24 protein-coding genes and 1 pseudogene are annotated in these 26595 nt (G+C 42.7%); 14 read left to right on the forward strand and 11 right to left on the reverse strand.

The features are described 5' to 3' along the window. Positions 1–51: 51 nt before the first annotated feature. Positions 52–1989 (forward strand): RecQ family ATP-dependent DNA helicase, encoded by a 1938-nt coding sequence (locus ACT3ID_RS12890; protein ID WP_491542457.1) that lies wholly within the window; start codon positions 52–54, stop codon positions 1987–1989. Here ACT3ID_RS12890 and ACT3ID_RS12895 read toward each other — a convergent pair. The 4 genes from ACT3ID_RS12895 to ACT3ID_RS12910 form a co-directional block, all read right to left on the reverse strand. Continuing rightward, positions 1979–2350, reverse strand: coding sequence for a DUF4296 domain-containing protein (locus ACT3ID_RS12895; protein ID WP_491542458.1), 372 nt, complete (start codon positions 2348–2350; stop codon positions 1979–1981). The genes ACT3ID_RS12890 and ACT3ID_RS12895 overlap by 11 nt on opposite strands. Then, a complete protein-coding gene (locus ACT3ID_RS12900) occupies positions 2350–3069 on the reverse strand; it encodes an SDR family oxidoreductase (RefSeq protein ID WP_491542459.1) in 720 nt (239 codons plus the stop codon). Before ACT3ID_RS12900 ends, ACT3ID_RS12895 begins: the two co-directional genes overlap by 1 nt. A gap of 166 nt (positions 3070–3235) precedes the next feature. Beyond that, positions 3236–3871 carry a uridine kinase gene (gene udk, locus ACT3ID_RS12905; protein ID WP_491542460.1) on the reverse strand — a complete coding sequence of 212 codons (636 nt, stop codon included), beginning with the start codon at positions 3869–3871 and terminating at the stop codon, positions 3236–3238. Positions 3872–3877: 6 nt separating this feature from the next. Next, on the reverse strand, positions 3878–5104 hold the full coding sequence (locus ACT3ID_RS12910; RefSeq protein WP_491542461.1) for an N-acetylmuramoyl-L-alanine amidase family protein: 1227 nt from the start codon (positions 5102–5104) through the stop codon (positions 3878–3880). Between the two features lie 359 nt (positions 5105–5463). On the opposite strand from ACT3ID_RS12910, the gene ACT3ID_RS12915 reads away from it, so the two are divergent. Next, on the forward strand, positions 5464–5841 hold the full coding sequence (locus ACT3ID_RS12915; RefSeq protein WP_491542462.1) for an ankyrin repeat domain-containing protein: 378 nt from the start codon (positions 5464–5466) through the stop codon (positions 5839–5841). Between the two features lie 1057 nt (positions 5842–6898). Here ACT3ID_RS12915 and ACT3ID_RS12920 read toward each other — a convergent pair. The 4 genes from ACT3ID_RS12920 to ACT3ID_RS12935 all read right to left on the reverse strand — a co-directional run bounded on the left by ACT3ID_RS12920 (position 6899) and on the right by ACT3ID_RS12935 (position 9744). Beyond that, positions 6899–7627, reverse strand: coding sequence for an SAM-dependent methyltransferase (locus ACT3ID_RS12920; protein WP_491542463.1), 729 nt, complete (start codon positions 7625–7627; stop codon positions 6899–6901). Between the two features lie 4 nt (positions 7628–7631). Further along, positions 7632–8114, reverse strand: coding sequence for a DUF3592 domain-containing protein (locus ACT3ID_RS12925; RefSeq protein ID WP_491542464.1), 483 nt, complete (start codon positions 8112–8114; stop codon positions 7632–7634). A 240-nt stretch (positions 8115–8354) separates the two neighbouring features. After that, a complete protein-coding gene (locus ACT3ID_RS12930; protein ID WP_491542465.1) occupies positions 8355–8516 on the reverse strand; it encodes a hypothetical protein in 162 nt (53 codons plus the stop codon). 43 nt (positions 8517–8559) lie between these two features. Then, positions 8560–9744 carry a serine hydrolase gene (locus ACT3ID_RS12935; protein ID WP_491542466.1) on the reverse strand — a complete coding sequence of 395 codons (1185 nt, stop codon included), beginning with the start codon at positions 9742–9744 and terminating at the stop codon, positions 8560–8562. Positions 9745–10043: 299 nt separating this feature from the next. Here ACT3ID_RS12935 and ACT3ID_RS12940 point away from each other — a divergent pair. Continuing rightward, a pseudogene (locus tag ACT3ID_RS12940) lies at positions 10044–10211 on the forward strand (four helix bundle protein); the annotation flags it as partial. A 108-nt stretch (positions 10212–10319) separates the two neighbouring features. On the opposite strand, the gene ACT3ID_RS12945 reads toward ACT3ID_RS12940, so the two are convergent. After that, the gene (locus ACT3ID_RS12945; RefSeq protein ID WP_491542467.1) at positions 10320–11573 is read right to left on the reverse strand and encodes a DUF819 family protein; all 1254 of its coding nucleotides are present in this window, start codon (positions 11571–11573) and stop codon (positions 10320–10322) included. A 197-nt stretch (positions 11574–11770) separates the two neighbouring features. Here ACT3ID_RS12945 and ACT3ID_RS12950 point away from each other — a divergent pair, with 197 nt between their 5' ends. The 6 genes from ACT3ID_RS12950 (at position 11771) to thrC (ACT3ID_RS12975) (ending at position 19252) form a co-directional block, all read left to right on the forward strand. Beyond that, on the forward strand, positions 11771–12448 hold the full coding sequence (locus tag ACT3ID_RS12950; RefSeq protein ID WP_491542468.1) for a dihydrodipicolinate reductase C-terminal domain-containing protein: 678 nt from the start codon (positions 11771–11773) through the stop codon (positions 12446–12448). Next, complete coding sequence (gene dapA / locus ACT3ID_RS12955) at positions 12445–13329, forward strand: 4-hydroxy-tetrahydrodipicolinate synthase (protein ID WP_491542469.1); 885 nt, start codon at positions 12445–12447, stop codon at positions 13327–13329. Before ACT3ID_RS12950 ends, dapA begins: the two co-directional genes overlap by 4 nt. Before the next feature lie 358 nt (positions 13330–13687). Then, entirely contained in the window at positions 13688–14443 is a 756-nt protein-coding gene (locus ACT3ID_RS12960; RefSeq protein ID WP_491542470.1) for a 2,3,4,5-tetrahydropyridine-2,6-dicarboxylate N-succinyltransferase, read from the forward strand. 57 nt (positions 14444–14500) lie between these two features. Next, the gene (thrA, locus tag ACT3ID_RS12965; RefSeq protein WP_491542471.1) at positions 14501–16975 is read left to right on the forward strand and encodes a bifunctional aspartate kinase/homoserine dehydrogenase I; all 2475 of its coding nucleotides are present in this window, start codon (positions 14501–14503) and stop codon (positions 16973–16975) included. 1 nt (position 16976) lies between these two features. Continuing rightward, entirely contained in the window at positions 16977–17930 is a 954-nt protein-coding gene (locus ACT3ID_RS12970; RefSeq protein ID WP_491542472.1) for a homoserine kinase, read from the forward strand. Between the two features lie 2 nt (positions 17931–17932). Beyond that, positions 17933–19252 (forward strand): threonine synthase, encoded by a 1320-nt coding sequence (gene thrC, locus ACT3ID_RS12975; RefSeq protein WP_491542473.1) that lies wholly within the window; start codon positions 17933–17935, stop codon positions 19250–19252. Positions 19253–19860: 608 nt separating this feature from the next. On the opposite strand, the gene thrC (ACT3ID_RS12980) is transcribed toward thrC (ACT3ID_RS12975), so the two are convergent. Together thrC (ACT3ID_RS12980) and ACT3ID_RS12985 are read right to left on the reverse strand one after the other, a co-directional pair. Then, positions 19861–21564: a threonine synthase gene (thrC, locus tag ACT3ID_RS12980; RefSeq protein WP_491542474.1), complete on the reverse strand. Its 1704-nt coding sequence runs from the start codon at positions 21562–21564 to the stop codon at positions 19861–19863. A 99-nt stretch (positions 21565–21663) separates the two neighbouring features. Then, on the reverse strand, positions 21664–21918 hold the full coding sequence (locus ACT3ID_RS12985) for a hypothetical protein (RefSeq protein ID WP_491542475.1): 255 nt from the start codon (positions 21916–21918) through the stop codon (positions 21664–21666). Between the two features lie 294 nt (positions 21919–22212). On the opposite strand from ACT3ID_RS12985, the gene ACT3ID_RS12990 reads away from it, so the two are divergent. The 5 genes from ACT3ID_RS12990 to ACT3ID_RS13010 all read left to right on the forward strand — a co-directional run bounded on the left by ACT3ID_RS12990 (position 22213) and on the right by ACT3ID_RS13010 (position 26570). Beyond that, a complete protein-coding gene (locus ACT3ID_RS12990) occupies positions 22213–23181 on the forward strand; it encodes an STAS domain-containing protein (protein WP_491542476.1) in 969 nt (322 codons plus the stop codon). 18 nt (positions 23182–23199) lie between these two features. Beyond that, positions 23200–23565, forward strand: coding sequence for an STAS domain-containing protein (locus tag ACT3ID_RS12995; protein ID WP_491542477.1), 366 nt, complete (start codon positions 23200–23202; stop codon positions 23563–23565). 120 nt (positions 23566–23685) lie between these two features. Then, a complete protein-coding gene (locus ACT3ID_RS13000) occupies positions 23686–24135 on the forward strand; it encodes an anti-sigma regulatory factor (RefSeq protein WP_491542478.1) in 450 nt (149 codons plus the stop codon). Beyond that, positions 24125–24769 (forward strand): SpoIIE family protein phosphatase, encoded by a 645-nt coding sequence (locus tag ACT3ID_RS13005; protein ID WP_491542479.1) that lies wholly within the window; start codon positions 24125–24127, stop codon positions 24767–24769. Before ACT3ID_RS13000 ends, ACT3ID_RS13005 begins: the two co-directional genes overlap by 11 nt. Beyond that, a complete protein-coding gene (locus ACT3ID_RS13010) occupies positions 24762–26570 on the forward strand; it encodes a PAS domain-containing protein (protein WP_491542480.1) in 1809 nt (602 codons plus the stop codon). The genes ACT3ID_RS13005 and ACT3ID_RS13010 overlap by 8 nt, the downstream gene beginning before the upstream one ends. Positions 26571–26595: the final 25 nt, after the last annotated feature.

A 26595-nucleotide genomic window follows, 5' to 3' on the forward strand; every position in this document is an offset into this window, starting at 1 on the left:
CAGTAGTGCGAGCGTCCGCTCGTGCTTTGAAGAAGATGAAGCCTCATTGTAATGGACAACGATCTTTTTAAAAAAGCACAAAAATCCCTGGAAAAATACTGGGGGTTCCCATCTTTTCGCCCGGGACAAGACAAGGTGATTCAGTCTGTTTTGGACGGAAAAAATACGATGGTGCTTTTCCCAACGGGGGGAGGAAAGTCGCTCTGCTACCAGGTGCCGGCTACGGTTTTGGATGGGCTGACGATTGTGATTTCTCCACTTGTGGCGCTCATGCAGGACCAGGTCCAGCAGCTCAATGATCGGGGGATTTCTGCTACGTTTGTAAACAGTTCTATTTCCCGATGGGAGATTGAACAGCGTTTTGCCAATGCCCGCAACGGCATGTATGATCTGCTGTACTGTTCGCCGGAGCGGCTGAAAACCGATCTCTGGAAAGCGGAAATGCCCAAGCTGAACATCGATCTTATTGCAATTGACGAGGCACACTGCATTTCGGAATGGGGACATGATTTCCGACCGAGCTATCGCGAAATTCGTCCATCGCTGGAAGATATTGCGGAAGAAGTTACCTGGATAGCACTTACGGCGACGGCAACACCCGAAGTTCGGGATGATATCCAAAAAAACCTGGAGCTGGAGGATCCGGTAATAGTCTCGAAAGGATTTGAACGTCCCAATCTTAAGTGGTGGGTGACACAAACCGAACAGAAAGAGAAAAAATTGTTGCAAGCTGTTAAAAAAGCGGCTCCTATGGGTTCCGGACTGATTTATGGCGGAACCCGCCGAAACTGCAAAGAATTATCCCAAAAAATAGAAAGCCGGCTGGGAATAAAGACGAAAGCATATCATGCCGGGGTGGACGCCGCAGTGCGTAAGCAGATCCAGGAAGAATGGATTGCTGGGACTACACCTCTGGTGGTGGCGACAAATGCCTTTGGAATGGGAATCGACAAAGCCGACTGCCGCTATGTAATTCATTACGAGATGCCGTATTCGCTGGAGTCGTATTACCAGGAAGCAGGACGTGCGGGACGTGATGGCGAAGAAAGTTTTCCGCTGCTGCTGTTTAAGCCCGCCGATGCTATTATTGCAGAACAGCGTATCAAGGACTCTTATCCCGAAAAAGAACAGCTGCAGCATATGTATGATGTACTTTGCGATCATCTGAATCTGGCGGTAGGATCGGAGATGGAGGAGAAAGAAGAGATTTCACTTGCAGCATTAAAAAAACGATCGGGATTGTCCTCACGGAAGGTTCGTTCGGCGCTGGATGTGCTTAATCAGCTGGGAATTATTGAGCTGGTGGATCATATAACGCCCCAGGTGGGCGTGCAGTTTGTTGTGAGCCAGGACTATGTCAGCGGTCAAATTGAGGAGCTGGAAAATCAGCAGAAAGCTTCTTTTCTGGACACGCTTTTTCGTCAGTACGGCGGAGAGGCTTTTGCAAAAATGAAATATATCGAATTTGATTATTTGCAGGGCAAGCTGAATGTCTCTCCCAATGGAGTGATAAAAGGGTTACAGGTGCTACAGGACCGTGATCATATGCTCAAATTTGAATCTATCGGAGAGCAGCCGCTTGTACAAGTGATAGAAGAACGCAGACCTTCGTTAAACTTGAGCAAACAGGAGCTGGAGAAGCATCGAAATACGCTGTTGAAAAAGCTGGAATATATGATAGGATATATCGAAACTGGGACTTGTAGGGAGATATATATCCGTCGCTATTTCGGTGAGGAAAATGTTGCCGCGTGCGGTCACTGTGATAACTGCCTGAGCAGTGGACATTCGGAAATGCCGGTGACGGAAGATGATTTACGGCAAATTAAATCAACGTTGGATGAGGGTGCCAAGACCTTTAATGAGATCTCTCGCAGCGGCGGGTGGAGTAAAGCAGAGGCTAAACGATTACTCGGCTACCTGGTCCGCGAAAACAAAGTGATGGTCCGAGAGGAAAAATATATATGGAAAAATTCAACTAATGACTGATGGAGGGTATGGTGGTATCTCTGGCCGTATCGCTATTTCCAACCTGATCCATCTTTAATCGTTCAATGGCCTCTTCGGTTCGTGCTTTTTGTTGTTCAGGAAAATGCTCATAGTATTCATGGCTTTTCATGAACATTTCAGCGGATACATTATACTTCTGAAACACTTCGGTTGTTAGTGAATCTATTGTCGAGCTATCGGTTTCGGCATTTTCACCGTAGGATCGGATTAGCTGCAGCTCTACCATAAGATCGGTATAGGTATCCTCATCGATAAGATTGTCCGGTTTTTGAGGGTCGTCAGAACAGCTTGCCAGAATGAATACCAGCAGAATAGATAAAAAAAAGAGGCGCAGGTTCATTATTCTTCTGATGGATCTTTGGGATTCAGAGGACGCATGGTGATATCGTTGATGAGAAAATTATCGGGGGTTTCCAGTACGTTAATCAATACATCGGCCACTTCATCAGGCTGCATCATGTTTGAGTGAGTTTCCATATCATTTTGTCCGAAAAAGTTGGTAGCGATAGAGCCGGGATAAAAACAGGTGACTTTAATGCCATCGTAGCGTACCTCCTTAAAAAGAGCTTCGCTAAATCCCCGAACACCAAATTTAGAAGCATTGTAGCCGGTAAGTTGAGGATTACCAATTTTACCGGCAATGGATGCAATGTTGATGATATGGCAGACGGATTCATTCTGCTTCATCAGGGGAACAATTTGACGCGTCATGTAAAACGTGCCCGATAAATTGGTCTGGATCATTGACTCCCATTCTTCAAGAGATAGTTCATCAACATTCGCAAAGCGACCGAGTCCGGCATTATTAATAAGAATGTCCGGCTGATTTTGTTCAGAAAATGTATCTCCGATCCATTTTTCTATAGCATCATGATCAGTGATATCCATTGTTACCGGTATAAACTGATCGCCGAGTTTTTCGCGGATGGTTTGCAGTTTATCTGTGCTTCGTGCCAGTCCATACACTGTGGCTCCTTTGTTAATAAGGGAGCGGCTGAATTCGGCCCCGATTCCGCTGCTTGCTCCGGTAATAATGGCAGTTTTTGATTCTAAATCCATAAATAATATTAGCTTAATTTAAACCTTGTTCTTTGGACTTATTTAAAGCATCCGGCAATATGCAGTCCCTTTTCAAGAGGAGATTTAGAGTGTGTAAAATGTTATTCATCCAATGATTCCTTTTTGGTGAATCGTTCGGTTAAAAGAACCAAAGCAGAGGCAAATTTCATTCCGAGCTGCTTTCGGCTGTCTTTAGTCGGTCCTGGATGAGGGCGTTGACCATATCCAGTGCTACCTCATTTTCGCCACCCCGCGGGATAATAATATCAGCGTAGCGCTTCGTGGGTTCAACAAACTCCAGGTGCATGGGCCGAACGTGTTTTTCGTATTGAGTAAGCACATTTTCCAGCTCACGGTCTCGTTCTACGATATCGCGCTGAATGCGGCGAAGCAGGCGAATGTCATCATCTGTATCTACATAAAGCTTGATATTCATAAGCTGGCGAAGTTCTTTTTCTGTAAAGATTAAAATTCCGTCTACGAGTATTATTTTTTTTGGATCAACGAGCCGTTTTTCACCCTTGCGAATATGTTTCGTAAAGTCGTAGATGGGAATTTCTACCTGGTAGCCTTCGGTCAGTGCCTTGAGATGTCGAATCATTAGCTCTGTTTCCAGGGAAGAGGGGTGATCAAAATTTTGCTTCGTGCGCTCCTCAAACGGAAGGTGTTTCAGGTCGCGATAATAAGAATCATGCTGAATCAGCAAAATATCTTCTTTGCCGATAGCATCGATAATATGTCGCACGACGGTTGTTTTTCCTGATCCGCTTCCACCTGCAACGCCAATAATTAAAGGATCCAATGGTAGCTATTTTGATTTGGATTGCTTTCTGTTTGATCTGCCCTCTTTATAATTGCGTATTGCTCTGAAAATAGCGGATGCAATATAAGCTTGTCCCTGTTCAGAAGTAAGATAGCGGGCCTCACTGGGATTGCTGATAAAACCAGTTTCTACGAGTACGGCTGGCATCGATGCATGATATAGTACTACAAAACGTCCCTGTTTAACACCACGTGAATATCGTTGTGCACGTTCATCAAACTGATATTCCATCATGCCGGCAAGGCGTTCACTGTTGGCTATGTAGGCACTATTTGCCAGTTCGTAAACAAGCAGTTCTTCCTGGCTCAATTCTTTTTGCTCGGTTTCATTATTGGCCCTTACGACGCGATTTTCTCGCTTCATCACTTCCAGAGCCGTATTGCTTCGTTCTAATCCAAGGAAAAATATTTCCGTTCCATAGGGTTGTCTGGACGAATGAGAGTTACAGTGGATAGATACGAACAGATCGCCCTCGGCTTCGTTGGCTATACTTCCCCGCTCTTCAAGTTCTAAAAACGTATCATCTTCGCGAGTATAGACAACCTTGACATCAGGTAGATATTCATTGATGTATCCACCCAACTTTTTTGCAATATCGAGTACAATATCTTTTTCCTTAACATTGCGGTAACCGATAGATCCGGGATCATGTCCACCGTGACCGGCATCAATGACAATTGTATCAAACTTGTACTTTTCCCTGGCATTTTGATAATCAGAATTACCGACTCCTAGCGTACCGGCTTGTTGTTCCGTCAGCAACTCTTCTTCGGTAATACTAAGACTTGACCAGATGATTGGTTCCAGATCCTTCGTCAGATATTCCAGCTCGGTTCTGTCTGTTTCTGTAAATCCCAGCAGCAGGTCATCGCTGTTTGCATCATGATAAGCTTTCCCATCATAAAATTGTCCTTCCTTGATATACACGTCGACGCCAATGCCATCAGGTATATCATAAAAGCTTATCTCATCGAAAGCCATGGATGAGTTGGGCAAAGTAATATTCGTGGTATCCAGTTGATTTCCGTAGAGGGTCATCTGAACGAGATCAACATTGGGCTGATATACATCAAAAGAATCAACGGGCTGATTCAGGTGGAAACGAGTAACATATCCCTTGCCGTCACTACGCTCTGATACTGTTACTCTTTGCAGTGAGTTGTCCTGTGCCTGAAGTCCAAAGATGGGAAATAACAGAAGGAAACCGCTCACTATGGAGATAAGCAGTAAATGATAGCAAGCAGCTCTTGTTTTCTTATGTCTGAATCCTGGTTGAATCACCTTTTTGATTTGATTGAATGCTGAAGAAATCTTTAATCGAAATTAACTAATATTTACTCAAGAATAAAAAGCAGAGACAGCTAAGTATATCAACGAAAAGCCGCTGATGGTATTTTATTGCCTTAAATGAGGTACAGAAAGATGACAGTAATTTATTATAAAAAACTCTAATTAACTTTTAGATAAATTAAGTCCAAAACAAATAATTTTCTTCGGTTGATTATCATTATTCAATCAGTTAAAATGGTAAAAGAGACCCACCTTAAAATTTAAAATTTAGGAGGTTTTATATGGAAGAAAACGCCTTTCTGGAAGCAGCCGAAAGTGGAGACGTTGAAGCATTAAAAAAACAGTTGCAAGATGGGGCTGATGTTAATACCAGTGATGAGCATGATCGCACGGCATTGATGAAAGCAGCCAAGCACGGACATTTGGAGATCGTTCAAATCTTACTTGATCACGGCGCTAATGTGAATATCCGCGACAATCGAGGGACCAGTGCCCTTTATTGGGCATCAAGTAATGGTCACGACGAGATTGTACAGCTGCTGATTCAAAATCACAGTGATGTTGGAGTAGTGGATGACCGCGGGTGGTCAGCTAAAGATCAAGCCAGTTCGCACCACTACGAAGAGATCGTCCATATGCTGGAGGATGCCGGAGCCTGATATTAAATGCGATTATTTTAAAGCCTGTTCTGCCAAAGAGCAGGCTTTTTTATTGGGGGGATACATTATACAGCTGGTGGGTACCAAAATTGTGGTGCACCTTTTGTCTTGGTACAAAAGGTGCTAAAAAATCAAGGCTGAGAATTGTGTAAACGCTTCAGCCGGTATGATGCGCGGATTTTGATGGTCCGTTGACTGATAAGTTTTTTTATTGAAATAATCACCGGCACAAAATCCACACCCGCATCCATTGGCTTCAGCACACAATTACAAGGCCTGACAGAAAACCGTGAAATCAGCAACGAAGACATGCTTGGTTACTAATTCCCAAGCTCCTGCTTGGGTATGTGTGTTATTGCCTGTTGAAGAAGAGCTTATTCCAACACCACTACATCGTCACTCCGCACTCTGGAGCGGAGTCCCGTACAGTAGGAAAGAATGACGTCACACGAATTTGTTATCAGCGCTTATGCCTTAATCCGATCTTAGTAGTCTGTACTTGGGAATTATCAATGTACCTGCTTTAGGTACAAAACGTAGAATTGCACCAGTTGAGTAAAAAGCAGTGTCGTCCCGAGCGTGAGTCGAGGGATCTCCTAGACGTGGTTCGTGTAGGATCTGAAGATTGCCACCACACGCCTGCGACCTGCTTCTGGGAGATGGGATTCGACTTCTCCCGACAGTGAATAAGCTAATCACCCTGATATGTGCTATGTGAAACAGCGGTCAGTCCTACGACCCAAATCACACCTCTCGGTTTGACTGGGAGAAAAAAGCTGCTTGACGGTTGAAAAAGTTATAGCATTCGGGATTCACTTTCCATGACACGGTTTTGGTCGTGTATAAATAATCTAAAGTTGATTATTGGCGTGATCCAGACCCACCGGCTTTGCCAGGTCCGCAAAATAGTTATAGCTCGTTACGTACCTCTGGTGCGTAACGTAAAAGGCTTGATTTAAGATAGGTTCCAAGGGAGACCCGCTCCACTTATTTATATTTTAATTAGATGGCATTTTCCCCCGAGATACGGAAAAGTTAATTTTAAACGCTATTGCCATCAGGAAGCATACAGCAGAAAAATCGTCGGTTCTTTATGGATAGACGGTCCCTGATCCTTCCGCCACTCAGAAACTTTCTTAGAAATAATCTGCTCGTCAGGTAGCGTCAAGTTAGTAGCCGTACAAAAGCGCGTCTGCGGGTTACAGTACCTTATTACATCTTTTTTTACCTCATCATTGCGGTGAGGCGCCTCCATGAAAATCTGCGTGCCACCGGTGGATTTTGATTCTCTGTCTAGCTCTTGGATCACACTTTTTCGTTTGTTTTCATCAATAGGCAGGTACCCATGAAAGGCAAACTGCTGTCCGTTAAAACCTGATGCCATCAGAGCAAGCAAAATAGAGGACGGACCTACCAGTGGGTGCACTTCGATGCCCCGGTCATGAGCGAGTTTAACAAATTCCGATCCCGGATCGGCCACTGCTGGACATCCGGCCTCAGAAAGCAGGCCTACATCATTTCCTTTTTTTAAAGGATCCAGGAAAGAAACCATTTCCCGGACCGGTGTCTCTTTATTAAGAAGTAAAAAATCGATCTCATATTCCGGGACGGTATCGCCAACCCAGCGAAGGTAGCGTGCGGCGGTTTTAACATTTTCGACGACAAAGACATCGAGATGTCGGATAATATTTAACACAAATTCTGGAATCGTGTTGTTCTCAGGTGTCTTGCCGAGTGTATTGGGGATGAGGAAAAGTGTACCTTGATCAGAATCAGAGGTTGTCATGTAATTAATCTATCCTTTCGATGACAAATTCTTCTTCCTTTTCACTTAATTTTTTATTGGCAAAACGATGAGCCGCAAGGCCAATGAAAAAAGTGATCAACAATGCTACGCCACTCATTAGCATGTTGCTCCAGATGAGACTTTTATGTGTTTCAAACGTCGGCATCATTACGATCTCCTGCCAGTTATCCGGCTGATAGCGAATGGGCACTACGCGAATATCCTGCAGTTCTGCGGCCATTTCAACAGGTAGTGATAGCTGACGTTGTATTTCTTCTCCATCTTCGGTTTCAAATCGAAGAACAATATATCCGTTTGTTTGAGCAGCAATTTGCTTAAGCTCAAACTCAACAACCTCGGCGGTATAGCTGTTGCCATTTTCATAGGTATTATTTATTCCATAATAGACAGCCCCCTGATGTGTGATCAAAAAGAGGAAAGCAAGGGGCAGCAGCCAAAATAGATAGAAAAACTTGTAGCGATTCATTTATAAAGTGGATTTAAAGTGTATATCAATGACTACAAAATAGCATCCGGTTATTGCATGTTTTCTGATATCTATGAAAAATGTGGTAATCACGGACATAAATCTTAAAAAAAGCTCTTGCAAAACTCGTGTCACCCTGAATTTATTTCAGGGTCTTTTGCAAATTTCAGGTCAGTAGCATTAAAACAACCATCGCAATAGATGCTGAAACGAGTTCAGCATGACACGATAGCGGTCTCTTTAATAAACCAGGGCGTAATAGATCACATAAAGCCAGCTTAGCAGTCCATGAATAATGGCCCACAGAATAGAATTATTTGTCGTCCACGAAATCGTAACAGCCAAAGCTGTTCCCAACGTGATGCCTCCGCGTACCGTTTCAGCTTTACCAGAGTTAGCCATAGTAAACTTTGTTTAGTGAATATTTACAGTAGATAAAGTACAATTATTTGTTGATTTCCTGAAGCGTTGCTGTGCGCAATGCGGGATCCCACATCAGGCGCTGCTGGTAATCCTGATGCATCAGCGTACTGCTCATGTGGAACCAAAAGGCGACTTGCAGCGAATCAAAAAAGACAGCTTGTGCGAATGGTTCTTCTGAATAAACAGAAGCACCGTAATCTAATCCGTTAAGAAGACCAAGCCGATTGTCATAGATAGCGCCATAATATTTAAAGTCGTTATTCAATCCCTGCTCGTCATACGGCCAGTCCATAATATCTTTGACGCCTTTCGAAACTTCCTGCGATATAAGGTTATTTCGTTCCAGCTTTACCATCAGCTGTGAGAGTTCGGCTGCGGTGGATTTTGGAAACAGGCTCAAAATATCCCGCCGCTCGGTAAAACCTATTCCGAGTCCGTTCGTTTCCTCAAATAGCGTATTGACTTCATCATGAAATTCATCATCATTCAAAAAACGATCAAAGTTTGATAGTACTTGTTTTCTAAATTCTTCTTTGGATAGGTTTCGTAGCTCTTCGAGATGAGTCGCAAAATCTTGTTCATTGAGATCCGGATGCAGGGTGATATACAATCCCGCAAAGGGAAGTGGAGCATCGGTATGCTGAATATCCAGCAAAACATACGTTTGGGCTATCTCATCCATACCCAATTTCTGAAAAAGGAAATCGGAAGCAGCCAAATCATTGTAAATGATAGCTGACTGCATTAAATCTTGAAGCTGTACCTGATTGTCTGTTAACTCAAGAGCATTTTTGGCATTCTCGTGATTGGAGGCATCGATATACGGCAGCTGATAGCGGTCAATCTCATTAATTGAAATGAGCTCATCCGGATCGATTTTATCATCCTCTACAAGCCGGACGTAAGTGGTAATCAGGAAGAAATTTGAAAGTGTTCCCAGAGTGCGCTGCTTATTTTCACCGTACGCTATTGTTGTATCGGGATTGGTGACGGAGCGCGAGACAACTGTCGCATGCTCGGGATTCTGACTAATATATTGTGTTAGTCCTTTTAATGAAGTAGCCTTTGAAACCCATTCTTGCCCCTCTTGCAGGTCTTCACTGTTTTTGAAAAGAGTAGTTAAGGCATCAAGATTGAATCCGAAAACGAGGAAAAATACGACTACTAGCGTGCCGAGAAATGCACCGATAAATTTGAGAATGCGCATGTAGAAGCAGGGGAAAAACTTGAATTGTGATTATTCACCTAATATACGGAGTATGAGCTCCTAAATCAGCATGAATATGGCAGATGGCAAACGAAAGAAAGGTAGGAGTAGATAAAATAGAATGTAAGGATTAATCGATAGAAGGATCATACTATAAATACTTTCATTAAACCCCAGTCCCTCATGTTAAATTTAAGCCACAAAAAATTAGAAGTCTGGAAGGACAGTATTGAACTGGTTACTTTTACGAGTTAACTGAACACTATCCTTCGGAAGAAAAGTTTGGATTAATATCACAAATGAGGCGTGCTTCTGTTTCTGTATCATCAAATATTTCAGAAGGAGCAGCACGCTCATCCCGAAAAGAAAGAAAAAGGTTCTATGAAATTGCCCGTTCTTCACTCGTAGATCTAGACACACAAATTATAATATCAACAAAACTCAATTTTCTATCAGAATCAGATTTGGATATGCTTGATAAAATCATAAATAAGGTATTTGCAAAACTAACTTCCATAAAAAAGAAAAGTATAAAAGCACATTTCACGTCTGCCGTTTGCCGTCTCACGTCTGCCTTAACTTACATACTGCATCATTACACCGCAGAGCCAGGCAGCGTACGTTCCGACAGCATAACCCAAAACAGCCAACAGCACGCCAACAGGGGCCAGGGCAGAGTGAAATGCCGAGGCGACAATCGGAGCCGAAGCCGCACCACCTACATTAGCTTGGCTGCCTACGGCAATAAAGAAGAACGGAGCGTTGATGGTTTTGGCGACAATAAAGAGAATCGTCACGTGAATTAAAATCCAGAGCAGACCAATTAAAAAGAAGCCCGGATTTTCAAAAATAGCCATTACATTCATCTGCATACCAATAGTGGCAACAAGAACATACAGAAAGAGACTCCCTATTTTTGAAGCACCGGCACCTTCGAGTTTTCGTGCTCGGGTGAATGAGAGTGCCAGTCCGCCGGTTGTGGCAATGACAATAATCCAGAAAAATTCAGAATCCAGGCTTAGTCTGCTCAGATTAGGTGCGTTTTCGCTGATCCAGGGAGCGATTGCATCTCCGCCGAGATGGCCGATAGCGGTAATGACGAACCCGATTGCCACAATCGTTGTGATATCGGTAAGTGTGGGAATTTTGGCAATACTTGCTTTATAATTTTCAATCTTTTTCCGCAGTTCGGTGATGGGAGAGGCATCGGCTTTAAACCAGGTATCGATCTTGTCCGAAATACCAGCGCCATACAGCAGAAAAGCCAGCCAGATATTGGCCACAATAATATCAACGGTAACCATGGCAGAAAAGAGCTCTGTACTGGGGTCAAAGACTTCAAACATCGCTGTCTGATTTGCTCCGCCGCCAATCCAGCTGCCGGCAATAGTTGAGAGCCCGCGCCAGAGCTCATCAGGTCCGGCGCCGGCAGTGATCTCCGGTGCAAAATAGCTTACCGTAATCAGGGCCAGCGGACCGCCAATGACAATGCCGACTGTCCCCGCCAGAAACATGATTATAGCTTTGGGACCAAGACCAATAATGCCCTTGAAATCTATACTGAGTGTTAGCAGCACAAGGCTGGCGGGCAGTAGGTATCGTGATGCCACAAAATAGAGATTCGACTCTTCACCGGATATCAATCCCAGAGAATTGAAAATAGATGGAATGAAGTAACACAACAGCAGGGAGGGGACAAAAGTATAGAATTTCTGCCATTTGGGATTGTCGCTGCTGGAAGTGATGAAGATAGCTGCCAGGATGAGGAGCAAAATGCCCAGCACAACCGCATCGTTCGTGAAAACCGGAGCTGCAATGATATTGAACATATTTTGTATTTATTAGAAATGATTGAGCCTGAATCTACATTATATTTGCGTATATGTGCAAATGTGTGAAAATAGAATCACAAAAGGTTATACTTGATTATACATTGAGCGGCTGCATGAGATTGCATTTTCTTTTGATTCTAATGACCGTTTAATGTTTTGATAAACATTTTGGGCTAAATATTAAAATAGGATATATGAAGTTTGCCGTTATAGGCACTGGTAAAACCGGTGGAAAAGTCGTTGAAATCTTAGAGAATGATCAGGTTGTGGGACCTTTTAACTCTACAAATAAACCCACAGCAGATAAATTAAGAGAAGCTGATGCCGCTATTTTGTTCGTACCGGGTCCGGCTGTGGATGATATAATGGACCCATTAATGAATGCCGGTATTCCTGCTGCATGGGGAACGACAGGATATGAATGGCCTGAGAATCTGAATGAGCAGCTTCAAAAAAGAAATATCAAATGGCTGAAAGCTTCGAACTTTAGCCTTGGGATGAATATCGTGCGACGCTGCCTGTCGGTGATTGGGCAGAGTTCGTCGGTGTTGACAGATCCCTCTTTTCATATTCACGAGATTCATCATACCCAAAAGCAGGATGCTCCCAGCGGTACAGCCCTCTCGTGGGAGCAATGGCTGGGCAAAGAGGCCGAGATTACTTCTGAGCGGAAAGGCGATATTAAAGGAATTCATCAGCTGGAAGTAAAGACTGATACAGAATCGATCATGCTGAAACACCAGGCACACGACCGTAAAATTTTTGCCGAGGGCGCTGTCTGGGCGGCCGAACAGCTCGCTAAAGGAGATATTGATCCGGGATTTCACGACCTTTCAACTATCTTTGATAATGCAATGAAAACACAATTATGAGTTTAACAGATACGCAACTTTATACTGCACTGGTAACTCCGATGAAAGAAAACGGGGATCTGCATTTGGATGATCTGGCTTCACTAATTCATCGACAGAATGATGCCGGAAACGGCGTGCTTGTTTTGGGCAGTACCGGCGAAGGATTGGCACTTTCACTCGAGGATAAAAAGCAGGTCGTGAAGACGGCCTCTAACCTGAATATTGATGTACCCATCATGGTCGGTGTTGGGGGATTTAATCTCCGCAGCCAGATCGAGTGGATTGAGTATTGTCACCAGTTTGATGTTGATTCGTTTTTGTTGGTGACTCCGCTCTATGCCAAACCCGGTCCCAAAGGACAGGTTGAGTGGTTTAAATCATTGCTGGATGCCGCTGATAAACCGTGTATGTTATATAATGTGCCGTCGCGGACAGGCACTAAAATGAGTCCACTGGTGCTTAAAGAACTAGGGGATCATCCGAATTTTAGAGCGGTAAAAGAGGCCAGCGGCAGTATTGATGATTATCAGCACTACCGCAAAACTGCAAAAGGTATTGCTTTTTACAGCGGTGATGATGGCTTGCTTCCGTTTTTTGCTATGGCTGGTTCTGATGGATTGGTGTCGGTGGCATCAAACGTGTGGCCGAAGGCAACTCATCAATACGTAGAGTGGTGCCTGGATGGGCGCGGTCCCGAGTTGCTGCCGTTGTGGCAGGAGTGCACGGATGCCTTATTTGCGGGTCCTAACCCTGTACCGGTGAAAGTATTATTGAAAGATAAGGGAGTTATAGAAAATTCGACGCTCCATCCGCCTTTGACAGAAGAGGATCTGGAAGATATTAGCCTGCTGAAAAATGCGGATAATATGATTCAAAGCTGGTATGAAGAAAATAGTTAGGGGGCTGATTACTAAATAAATGTTTTTTGTTACACAGAGAACCACGGAGAAGGCACAGAGTACCACAAAGGAATACTCTGTGTAAGTTTGCGATTAACTGCGATTCCTCTGTGGTTAATAAAAAATCGTGTTACAATTAAACTTCTCTTCCTCTTGCAGTAGGTGAGGTCTAAGAGGTTGTAAAACAAAGAGATAAAATGATGTTCGAAATTTAAATCTTTTGGAATCCAAAACTTAATCAAGGCATTTATTTCCCCTCCTCGGGAGGGAGTAGGTGTGGGTTAGAAACAACCAAACCTGTGCTCAGAATGTTTTATCTAATCGAAAAAGACGTTAAACAAATAAAATTATTTTAAAGATGAGTGACAATAACTGGGAAGAGATATTAGACAAACTGGAAAAAGGAGAAATACGCGCGGCCGAACCGAAAGGTGACCGCTGGGAAGCGAACCGTGAAGTCAAAGAAGCAATATTAGCCTCATTCAGTGCAGGTGAAAATACCGAATATTCCGGCATATACGACGGATTTGTTGACAAGCACAACTTGCCGCCCCGACGTTTCTCTGCCGAAGAAAATGTGCGGCTTGTCCCCGGTGGGTCATCAGTACGGCGCGGTGCATATGTGGCTCCTAATGTAATTATCATGCCTCCGGCCTATGTAAATGTGGGTGGTTATGTGGATGAAGGATCGATGATCGACAGTCATGCACTGGTCGGATCATGCGCCCAGGTTGGCAAAAATGTCCATCTTTCGGCGGGGGTACAGCTGGGTGGTGTACTGGAACCTGTGGGACTTTCTCCCGTTGTTATTGAAGATGATTGCTTCATCGGTGCGGGATCAGTTATAGTCGAGGGAATCTTGGTTAAAAAAGGAGCTGTGATTGCACCCGGAGTAACCTTGTCAAAATCCATTCCCGTGTATGACTGCGTGAATGAAGAAGTGTTGGGTAAAGGTGCTGATATCCCCGAACGAGCAGTTGTAGTGCCGGGTACGCGACCGATGAGCGGTGATTGGGCACAGGAGCAGGGACTTAATGTAGCTTGTCCGCTAATTGTGAAATATCGTGATGCCGACAGTGATGCTTCCCTTGAACTTGAAGATGCACTTCGTTAATTATGAAATTAAGGGATGGCTCGAGCCGATTTTGATTAATTTTCTAAAAATATTCCAATGCGCATATTAAAATTCGGTGGTTCCTCTGTGGGAACCACCGATGCTATTAAGCAAGTCTCGCACATCATTGCAGAAAAAAAGCAGGACCATCATATAGCCGTGGTGGTTTCCGCTTTTAAAGGGGTAACGGATACCCTGGAAGAGGCAATCATTATGGCTTCTCAGGGAGAGGAGCAATATCGACAGCTCCTTGCCGATCTGGAAAAACGCCACAATAAAGTGATCAAAGAATTGGTCAGTGTTCAAAATCAAAGTCATGCGCTGGCCCAGTTTAAAATGATGTATAATGAGCTTGATGATGTGTTACACGGGGTGTCACTTACTCGTGAGCTGACCGGCCGCACCCGCGACTTTGTGATGGGATTCGGAGAACGATTTTCGGCTTTTATTATCAGCGCATTTCTAAACGATATAGGTGTTTCGGCCGAATACCTGGACGCACGAAAAATTATAAAAACAGATCAACAATTCGGCTCGGCCCGCGTGTTGTTAGATGAAACCTACGATGCGATCCGCACCCATTTTGCAGAAGTGGATCCACAACATATACAAATAGTAACGGGATTTATAGCCTCGACGAAAAATGGAGAGACCACAACTTTGGGACGCGGTGGTTCAGATTACACTGCCTCATTGATTAGTGCTGCTCTTGATGCAGAAACTGTTGAGTTGTGGACCGATATCGAGGGTATAATGACCGCTGACCCCAGGAAGGTGAAACGTTATTTTGTGATTCCCCATCTTTCTTATGAAGAGGCCATGGAGCTTTCTCACTTTGGGGCCAAAGTTGTATATCCGCCTACATTACAGCCTGCGATGAAGGAGAAAATTCCAATCCTTATTAAAAATACCTTTAAGCCTAAAGAGGAGGGAACCCGAATTAGTGAGCAATCTCTGCCTGGAGAATCGGTTATAAAAGGAATTTCTTCAATCGATAACATCACACTGTTAACGGTCCGAGGAAGTGGCATGATTGGAGTAACGGGTATCTCGTCGCGCTTATTCGGAGCGTTGGCTGATGCCGGAATTAATATAATCTTGATTACCCAGGCTTCTTCCGAGCACACGATAAGTGTAGCTGTTTTGCCCGGGCAGGCCGCCGCGGCCCGCGATGCGATCAGGGAGAAGTTCAAATATGAGCTTCGAGATAATATTATTGACGAAGTTAAAGTAGAAGAGGATCTGTCAGTTGTTGCTGTAGTGGGTGACAATATGCGTAGAAAACCAGGTATTTCAGGACGTGTTTTTCAGGCATTGGGCGCTAATGGAATTAATATAGTGGCTATTGCCCAAGGGTCATCGGAGCGGAATATTTCAATTGTTGTGGATCGTAAAAACGAAACGAAAACCTTGAATACGCTTCATGATGCTTTTTTCTTGGCCGATGTGAAAACCGTTAATCTGTTCTTGGTAGGAGTTGGGTTAATTGGTGGAAAACTGCTGGATCTGATTCAAAAACAGGCACGGAAGTTACTTGATGATTATCACCTGGAGCTTAAGCTGACAGGAGTATCGAATAGTAAGAAATTCCTGATTGATGAAGATGGTATAGCATTAAAGGACTGGAAAGAACGTATGATGTCGGAAGGAGAGAAGGCTGACATCGACAATTTTATTGCAAAGATGTCTGACCTGAATCTTTCGAACAGCATTTTTATTGACTGCACGGCGAGTGACGAGATTGCCGAATCGTATGCGGATATTTTACAATCCAATATTTCGATAGTTACGGCGAATAAAAAAGCAAATTCAAGTTCGCTGGCAAAGTATGAGGAACTACAACGATTGGCGTTTAGACATAATGTAGCATACCTGTATGAGACAAATGTTGGGGCCGGGCTGCCGGTAGTTGCTACGTTAAAAGAACAGGTGTTAACGGGGGACGAAGTTATACGTATCGAGGGGGTACTTTCGGGTACGTTAAGCTATATTTTTAATACCTTCGATGGCAGTACTCATTTTAGTGAAGTAGTACGGACCGCTCGCGAAAAAGGATTTACAGAGCCTGATCCCAGAGAAGATTTAAACGGGCAGGATGTCGGACGAAAACTGTTAATCTTGACTCGTGAAGCAGGGCTCAAGCTTGAATTCGATAACATCGATATACAAAATCTGGTGCCTACAGAGGCACGTGACGTAGATACCGTTGAGGATTTTTTTGACATCCTTGAAGAACATGATGAAGAATTTACTGAGCTTTATGAGGGGGCTGTATCCAATAATAATAAGCTCTGTTATATCGCTCGATATGAAAATGAAAAGGCAACGGTGCAGTTAGAGCAGGTTGGTCCGGATCATCCATTTTATAATCTGGATGGAAGCGATAATATCGTGGCTTTTAAAACTCAACATTACCAGGATAGTCCGATCGTGGTTAAAGGACCCGGTGCGGGAGCCGATGTTACGGCCAGCGGTATTATTGCCGATATACTTCGTATCAGTAATGCACCTTCATTCAGGGAGGAGTGGTAAAATGGCTCATCACTCCCAATTACAAATGGTAAAAGTATTTGCTCCGGCTACGGTTGCCAACGTCAGTTGTGGTTTTGATGTGATGGGTTTTGCTCTCGATTATCCCGGCGATGAAATTATCGTACGGCGAGCAGAGACCGCCGGCATAAGAATTACTAATATTACCGGAGAAGATGGCATGTTGCCAACATCGACCGATAAAAATACAGCAGGTGTGGCTGCTCAAAAGCTAATAGAACATTTGGAGAGCAATGTGGGCATCGAAGTTGAAATCCACAAAAAGATGCCTCTTGGCAGCGGACTTGGTTCAAGTGCGGCAAGTTCTGTAGGAGCGGTGGTAGCTGTTAACCGGCTATTGGGCTCTCCCTGTACCAAAAAAGAATTGCTCAGCTTTGCCGCTGAAGGAGAACGAGTAGCTTGTGGAACGCCACACTTGGATAATGCAGCTCCATCACTGTATGGAGGATTGGTCTTTATCCGTAGTGAAGATCCTCCTGATGTTTTCGAATTGGATTGCCCGAAGCCATTATTTGCTACCGTTGTTCATCCTCATATTGAGATAAAGACCGAAGATACCCGTAGAATTTTACGGAGGGATGTCCCGCTCCAAAAAGCGGTAACACAATGGGGAAACGTGGGAGGATTAGTAGCTGGATTTTTGAAGGGAGATTATGGACTGATTTCCCGGTCGCTCAATGATGTTATTATCGAACCAATTCGTTCCGTTTTAATTCCCGGTTTCGATGAGATAAAGCAGGCGGCGTTGGATAGCGGCGCTTTGGGAAGCGGTATATCGGGTTCGGGCCCTTCGATATTTGCACTTTCCCGTGATGAAGATACCGCCTCGGCAGTTGGCGACGCCATGCAAAAAGCTTGCAGCCGTGTTGGTTTGGATAATGATGTTTATATATCAGCCATAAATAAGAAAGGTCCAAAGATTTTGGAGGAACAGTAGCGATGCGATATATCAGCACCGCTAAAAAAGCAGATACGGCTACCTTTGCCGAGGCAGCTTTGCAAGGACTGGCGCCCGACGGCGGATTATACTTACCAGAATACTGGCCACGGTTGACTGATGAATTCTGGCATCAGATTAATGAACAGAGCTTGCAGGATATCGGATTTGAATTATCTCGGCTTTTTGTTGACAGTCTTGAGGATGATCAGCTTAAAGATATTATCCATAATGCTCTTAACTTTGATGCACCACTCATTCAGATTAATGATGATGTACATGTTCTTGAGCTTTTTCACGGACCTACGCTGGCGTTCAAGGATTTTGGAGCCCGATTTATGTCCCGTACATTCTCAGCTTTAAGAGAAGAGAGCGATCAGGATCTGGTAATATTGGCAGCTACTTCGGGCGATACCGGCAGTGCTGTAGCACAAGGTTTTTTAGAGGTAGAAGGTATACAGGTTTGTCTGCTTTATCCCAGTGGAAAAGTAAGTCGTATTCAGGAGCAGCAGCTTACGACAGCCGGAAAAAATGTAACTGCTTTAGAGGTTGAAGGAACATTTGACGATTGCCAAAGCATGGTAAAGCAGGCATTTTCTGATTCGGGGTTGAATAAACAGCTGCTTTTAAGCTCTGCCAATTCGATTAACATTGCCCGTCTTATTCCACAGATGTTCTATTATGTGTATGCGATAGCACAGAGTGATGTCGAATCGGATCCCGTTTTTAGTGTACCGAGTGGAAATTTCGGCAATTTAACGGCAGGACTTATGGCTCAAAAATTGGGTATGCCTGCTGCTGGATTTATTGCCGCTACCAACAGAAACGATGTAGTTCCAAAATATCTGGAAACCGGCGAATTTGCTCCCCGATCTTCTAAAAGAACCATTTCTAATGCGATGGATGTGGGCAATCCAAGTAATTTTGCGCGCATTTTGCATTTATATGATCGCGACCATAAAACAATCCGACAACAAATCTGGAGCAGATCATTTTCGGATGAAGAAACCAGAGAGGCCATTAAGCAGGTTTATAAAGAATATGATTATCTGATGGATCCTCATACGGCAATCGGCTTTCTTGCGGCTCAGCAGTATGGCAGATCGGCCTCTGGATATTTTGGAGAAGATAGGTCTGTGCCCAAAATCATTCTTTCAACGGCACATCCTGCCAAGTTCCGAGATGTTATTGAGCCTGTAATTGATGAAAAGATACCGATGCCGGAACGGCTCCGGGCGTGCTTTGATAAAGAAAAGCAAAGTGTACCGATGTCAAATGATTTTCAGACGTTAAAAGAATGGTTGTTAGACTGTTATAGCTGATTTTACTCTATTACTGGTCTTCCCTTACGACGCGGAGCATCGTAACGAGATAGAAAAGAGAAAAGCTAATCAAAACCTTTATCTGGTCGCAATGCTCTGCGTTGCGATCGTAAAAATCTTTTTTAAGATACGATTCAAAGTTGGAGAACAACCGTGAAAGGTAGTCAAAATAGCCATTACCTGGTTTTACTGGGCTTATCCGCTGAATGATACTAAGAAAATATACCAGGGAGTCTCACGGGGGGGTTTTATCAGGAATAAAAGCAATGGTTATTAAATAGCTATAACTGATTTTTTAAAAGAGATTTTAATAACAACAAGTCTTTTACACGGTAAACCACAGAGTTGATACAAGAATCACAAAGAATAAAAACCCCTCTGTGCCACTTTGTGTGTTCTTTGTGTAACTCTGTGATATATCATTTACCCCTACACAAGAAATCCCAAAGTAGACGAAGCTCTCTTCGCCCTACGATGCGAGATAGAAAACTGGTTAACCTCAGCTATCAGGGACAGCTTATAGATTCGATGTACCTTTGTTTGCTGTAACTAATTAATTTAATATGATACTGTGGCGTTGGGCTTAAAAAACTGTCTCATTCACTTCTTCATGTCACAGAAGATTTCATTGCAATTGCCAGTCCTTTTGTAAAGGCCTGGATAACGGCTTCCAGTGTATCCGGGGAGGCACCCTTTGAAACCCATTCCTGGTCGTTGTTAGCTAAGGTGAGAGTCACTACTACAAGTGAATCGGTGTCTGGGCTCAGGATGTCTACCTCGTGATTGCTTATTTCAAGAGGAAAGATGCTGTCGGTTTGCGCTTTCATTGCACCCAGTATAGCATCAATGGGTCCCACGCCTTTTGATTCAGAAGTTACTTCCTCACCTTCAATACTCAGCTTTACTGCTGCATGAATAAGCTCATTTTTGCGCATAGTCACCTTGTAGTCGAGCACTTCAGCTGGATATTCGAGCCCTAAATCCTCGTTAAAAATGAGTGACTGCAGTACCTCAATTTCATTATTGCTCAACGTCTTTCCTTTCTTCTTGATCTTGGCTACATAATCGTTATAGAGCCGCTGGTGATCTTCATCCATTTCGAGATTGGCCATAAAAGTGTCCCGTGACTTGCCCCACGAGTCTTTTTGCATTCCGATAAAACCCGATTTGATATATTTATGGACTTTTTTGATATCAGGAGAGAGCACCGGTGAAGATAGAGAATGCTTGGCCACAACATTGGTGTCCTTTAATCCCGATCCTGTGAGTAGAAACAGGCATTTTTTATCCTGAAAGGTATCGAGATTATTTTTGAAAGCGGCCAGTGGAAGAGCTGATGCCGACTCGGTAAAATGCCCTTCTTCAACCACCATTTCTTTAAGGGATTCCAGAATTTCATCTTCGGTAACGGTATAGGCCGCACCGTCAGACTCTTCAATGCCAAGCATCACTTTGGGAAAATCCACAGGATCAGAGACGGCAACCGATTGAGCCATCGTATTTACCTGTTTCTTGATAATCTTCTTCTTTTTGAAGATGCTTTCAACCGCCGGTGAGCTCTGTTCAGGCTGAATAGCTATCATCTGTGGTATGCGGGAAATTTTCCCGGCCTCTTTTAATTCTGCAAAACCTTTGCTAATGGCGCCAAAATTTGTTCCGCATCCCACAGGAATAAAAATGCAGTCAAAATCGGATTGTCCCTCATCATAGAGTTCGTAAGCAAGCGATTTCTGTCCCTCTTCACGAAACACGTAGTCACCGGCCAGATAGTAGTTGCCGGATTTCGCAAATTCAATACAAACATTTTGACATGTACTAAAATCTCCCTTTAATCGGATAATATTGGCATCAAAAATAGTAGCTTGGGCAATTTTGGCATCCGTCGTTTTTTCAGGGACAAAAATGTAGCATGGTATATCGAAATAGCAGGCATAGGCTGCTACTGAAGCTGCCATATTTCCAGTTGAAGCTACGCAAATTGCATCGGCATCAAGCTCTATGGCTTTCTGAACTTCTATATAGCTACCGCGATCTTTAAAACATCCCGTGGGATGCTCAAATTCAAGCTTGGCATAAAGATCAGATTCATATTTTTCTGATAAATGATTAAGTCTCTTCAGGGGTGGTTGGTGCGTTCGCAGGGGATCCGGCAACAGATTTTCCAGCGGATACTGTAGTTCTTCTGAGGGATGATCATAGTAAACACGCAGTACACTATCACATTTAGTACAAAATGTAGTTGTCTCTTTTTCAGAATTAGTGTGTCTGTTAGCCACACACTGTAGCTTATAGCTTTTTGTTGCTCGAGCCATAGAATAATCTCTGTTTTTAAAAATAATGACGTTGCCTTTTTAATGTTTAAAAATAGTTGATTTTAAACAGGAATAATATCCTTTTGCAGGGAATTTTAATCAGCTCTTTTTTAAGGGGAGAAGAGAAATTTCATCAAAATCCATATCGAGTTCGTCCAGAACAGGCTCGGCAACTTCAGAAATTTCTTCGGGAGTTAGTTCTTCCAACCCTTCAATTTCTATATAAAGTGTATTTTGATGTCCCACCACATTATATCGTGCTTTTTCGGAATTAAAACATTTTCGAAGGGTATCGACTAACAGTTCGATATCCTGTTCATAGGCTTCGTAATCAGCATCTTCAAGTTCAGCCATGTCAATTTCTTTTGATTGGATTTTTTGTAAAACAATACACAATTGACTCAAGGCAATCAATAATTAGAATTTCCAATTTTGTGTTTTAACGATCCAGCTACTAATAGAATTTCGCTACTAATCTGCTGATTGTAATGAATAATGAGGACGGTACGCCATTTTTATTAAACTAAATTTGTAATAAGCGTTATTACTTCTATTTACAAAATATGGTTACTTCGTTTGAAAATTCTGATTCCTATAATATCCTTGATCATTTTCGACTAATTACAAAAAAACAAGGGATATAATCTCATGTCGAAGAAAAAGGATAATAAAAAGAAAAGTGGGAAGTCGGATAAAAGCAGAGGTAACGGGAGCCAGTATCCGCATATTCCCGGCCAACCACCTGACGAAAGCACTGCAGAACTGCTAAAAGAACTGGTAGCTCATCTCAGACAGAAACGCAGCGAGTTACGTGAAGAGTGGGCGCAACGGATTCAGGAGGCTGAGTTGCTGACAGCGATGAGTAAAGAAGAGATCCTGGCAGAGGCAACATCAGTTTATGATAACTATGTTGAGGCTCTGGAAACAGGTACATATGAAGCGTTACAGTCTTATGCCCGTAATTTGTCAGAACGCATTATTCCACGCGGAGTTGAAACTCATGAAGTAGTAGGCATTGTTCTCTTGCTTCGTGATGTTTTAGCTCGTTCTCTGTTTGCTAAATACAGGGATGATTTCAGCAAGTTAAACCGTATTCTGGATGCCTATGAACCGGCTGCAAACCGTATTGCAAATACAGTAGCCGTCGGATTTGTTCAAGAGCGCGAACGGGTTATCCGTGAACAGCAGGAAGCAATCCGAGAACTTTCTACGCCGGTACTTCAGGTACGAGAGCGACTGCTTATTCTGCCAATAATAGGCATTATAGATCCCAAAAGGGCACAACAGCTTACTGAACAATTACTGCAGGCTATTCGTCGTAACCGAGCTAAAGTTGTAGTTATTGATATTACTGGTGTCCCCACGATGGATGAAAAAATTGCCAATCATCTTGTTGAAACTGTTGATGCAACAAGGTTGTTGGGTGCGAGTGTCATTTTAACTGGTTTATCTACAGAAATTGCGCAGACACTGGTAACTATAGGGGTAGATCTGACTAAAATAATAACCGTTGGTGACTTACAGGGAGGTATCGAAGAAGCTGAGCGTAAACTTGGATTTCGTACTCAGCAGGTTGATCCGCCCCAACAACAAGACCAGCAACATAACTATAATTAAAAGTTTCGGGTTTGACTGATGCGCGTACCTATCCTCAAGCAGGGTAATTACTTGATTGCATCCGTGCAATCATCGCTAAGTGACGAAGAGCTTTTACAACTTCGTGATGATCTTGTTGCTAAAGTATCAGAGGTTAGGGCAAAGGGTGTTATAATTGATGTTGGCGTATTAGACGTTATGGATTCTTTTGCTACTCGAATTCTCAGAGATATAGCTCACATGATTAAGCTACGTGGAGCACCTACTGTTGTGGTTGGCATTCAGCCGGATGTTGCTCTTTCTATGGTTCAGCTGGGATTAAGCCTGGGACATATAGAAACGGCACTGGATCTGGAAGAAGGGTTGGCACTATTGGATGAATATTACAAATCTGATCGGCAGTAATTCTCAATAGTGTCAGGATATGCTAAATCTGATTCAAATAATTCGTAACAATACCAACGTTTGGCCTTCTTTACAATGGCAATAACCTCAATTCCTTAGCTTCTATTAGACTTATAAAAGATGAAAGAGAATAAACGGGCTAAATCGAATAATGGGAAAACGTCTGCAAAGACTTTTTCTATTAATTCAAGTAAAGATTTGATAGAAATTAGGGATTTTGGCCGAAGTTTGGCCGGCCGCATTGGTTTTGAGGGAAAAGATCAAACTCTGATAGCAACCGCACTTTCGGAAATTTGTCGTAATGTTATTGAGTATGCCGGCAGCGGTAAAGTGCAAATTAAAAGAGAACGCGGTAGAAATCCCGGGGGAATTGTCATTGAAATTTCTGATAACGGACCTGGTATTGAAAACATAGAAATGGCGCTGAAAGAAGGTTATTCTACCGGTAAGGGATTGGGGGTAGGCCTGCCGGGCGCACAACGTATTATGGATGAATTCGAAATTTATTCAGAAGTGGGCAAAGGTACTACAGTGATAATGAGTAAATGGCATGATGAATATGGAAGATGAGAAGTTGCAAATTCACTCAGGTAATGTCGCCGGTTTAAAGTGGAGTATGACCAGTTTGGCAAAAACAGGAGAACAGAAATGTGGAGACTCTTATTTAGTTACAAATAGTAATGAAAAAGCATTGATTGCTGCTATTGACGGATTAGGCCACGGGGAAAGTGCACTTAGAGCCAGCCAGAGAGCAAAATTTCTACTGAAGAAGTTCAGTAACGAACCAATAATTAATTTGGTAAAAAACTGTCACAAAGAGTTGAAAAACACCCGCGGCGTAGTTATGAACCTGGCTTTGATAGATTCGCGTCAAAAAACATTGACCTGGATTGGGATCGGAAATGTATCGGGAATTTTGATGTCTGTTGATGAAAAGGGTGAATCTGATATTGAAAGTGTAATTTCTAGACATGGTATTGTCGGATATAAGTTACCCTCACTTCAGGCTTCTATAGTTCCCGTATCGGTTGGAGATTTACTAATATTTACTACAGATGGTGTTCAGCAACCTTTTCTGCAAGAAGTGAATATCAAAGATAACACAGATGATATTGTAAAATTTATAGCTAATAACTATTTGAAACGAACAGACGATGCATTAATATTAGCTGCCAGATTCACTGGAGAAGAAAATAATGGATAGACTAAGTAAACGCTTAAAAAAGCATTACTACAAAGGATTAAAGGAGTACTTAAAATACAATGGAGAAAGTGGTTTAACTCATGCTTATGAAATGGGACGTATAGCTGTACAAAAAGGGATCAGCGAGCTCGACCTGATTACTTACCATCATAGCAAGTTAATAGAACTTGAAACGGCAGAAATCGATCTTGAATATGAGAAAAAAATCAAAAGAGCGTCTGAGTATCTGAAGGAATGCTTGGCACCTTTTGAAGTAAAACTGGGGAGTTACCGTAATGCAATTGAAGAGCTAGAAGAAAAGAATGAGAAGCTTAACCAGGAAATAACTAATAGAAGAGAAGTCGAAGAAGAGCTTTTCCAAAGTAAAGAATATTTCCAGTCGCTAATAGAAAATGCCCAGGATATTATTACGGTTATCGATAGTAACGGAATTATTCGTTATTCGAGTCCTTCAATTGAGCGAATTTTGGGATATAAACCATCCGATCTGGTAGGGAGAGATGCTTTTCAGTATGTTCATAAAAGTAATCGCCAAAAGGTGAAAGAGCTTTTCAAAGCTTTAACGGATTCTTCAACCGATACAATTACTACTGAATTTCGCTTTAAGCATAAAAATGGTCATTGGATTTATCTTGAGAGCATAGCAACATATATTGAAAATAGTCCTGATGGTCCCAAAATTATAATTAACTCGCGCGATGTTACAGAGCGTAACCGAGCTGTAAGAAAATTACAGGAGCACAAAATCCAGCTGGCAGAAGCACAGCAAATTGCCAAGGTAGGCAGTTGGCAGTGGAATCCGGAAAATGGTGAAGTTAAATGGTCGGATGAAATGTGTAGAATATTTGGTCTTAACCCAGATGAATTTGATAATAGTTACAGTACATTTGCCAATTTTATTATTCCCGAGGATAAGGATCGGTTTGAAAATAGGATAGAAGAAAGTCTGGAAGCAAAAGAATCTTTTTCAATAGAGCACAAAATAATACGTAATGACGGTGAAAAACGTACCCTGCTTTGCCGTGGTCATGTTATTACCGATAAAAATGATGAAATAATTAAAATGATTGGCACCGGGCAGGATATTACCGAGCAAAAGAAAAAGGAGCAGAGGCTGCAGGATTACAGCCAACGTCTTCGGAATTTATCGGAAAAAATAGAACGGGCACGCGAAGAAGAAAGAATTAGGATTTCACGACAAGTACATGATGAGTTGGGACAAATGCTCACTGTACTTAAGATGGATGTGTCAATGTTAAAAAGTAACATAAAGGCCAACGTTTCAGATGAAAAAATGGAGATCTTTCAGCCCCAGACACAAAAAATTTTGGATCGTATAAATGGTATCATAAAATCAGTACAACAAATAACAACTGAATTGCGTCCCGAAGTACTGGATGACTTGGGATTAAAAGAAGCCATCGACTGGCAGGCTCAAAAGTTTGAAAAACGCACGGGAATAAATGTTAGTTTTAGTTCCAATATTGACCAAACAAATTTTTTGGATGATAAACAGACTACAACCCTGTTCCGTATTTTTCAGGAAACGCTGACCAATATAATTCGGCATGCCCAGGCCTCTGAGGTTATTATTGAATTGAAAAAACAAGCAGAGGAATTATATTTGATTGTAAAAGACGATGGAGTTGGTATTACAAAAGCCGAAAAAGACTCTTCCACATCACTGGGTATTATTGGAATGTACGAACGTACTCAATTCTTGGGAGGAGATGTAAAGATTAATGGGGAGGAAGGGAAAGGTACAACAGTGACCTTGTGGATTCCCTTAAACGAAGAATAAATATTTTAAATACTCAATAATTCTG

The sequence above is a fragment of the Fodinibius sp. GM108 genome (genome assembly GCF_058386985.1).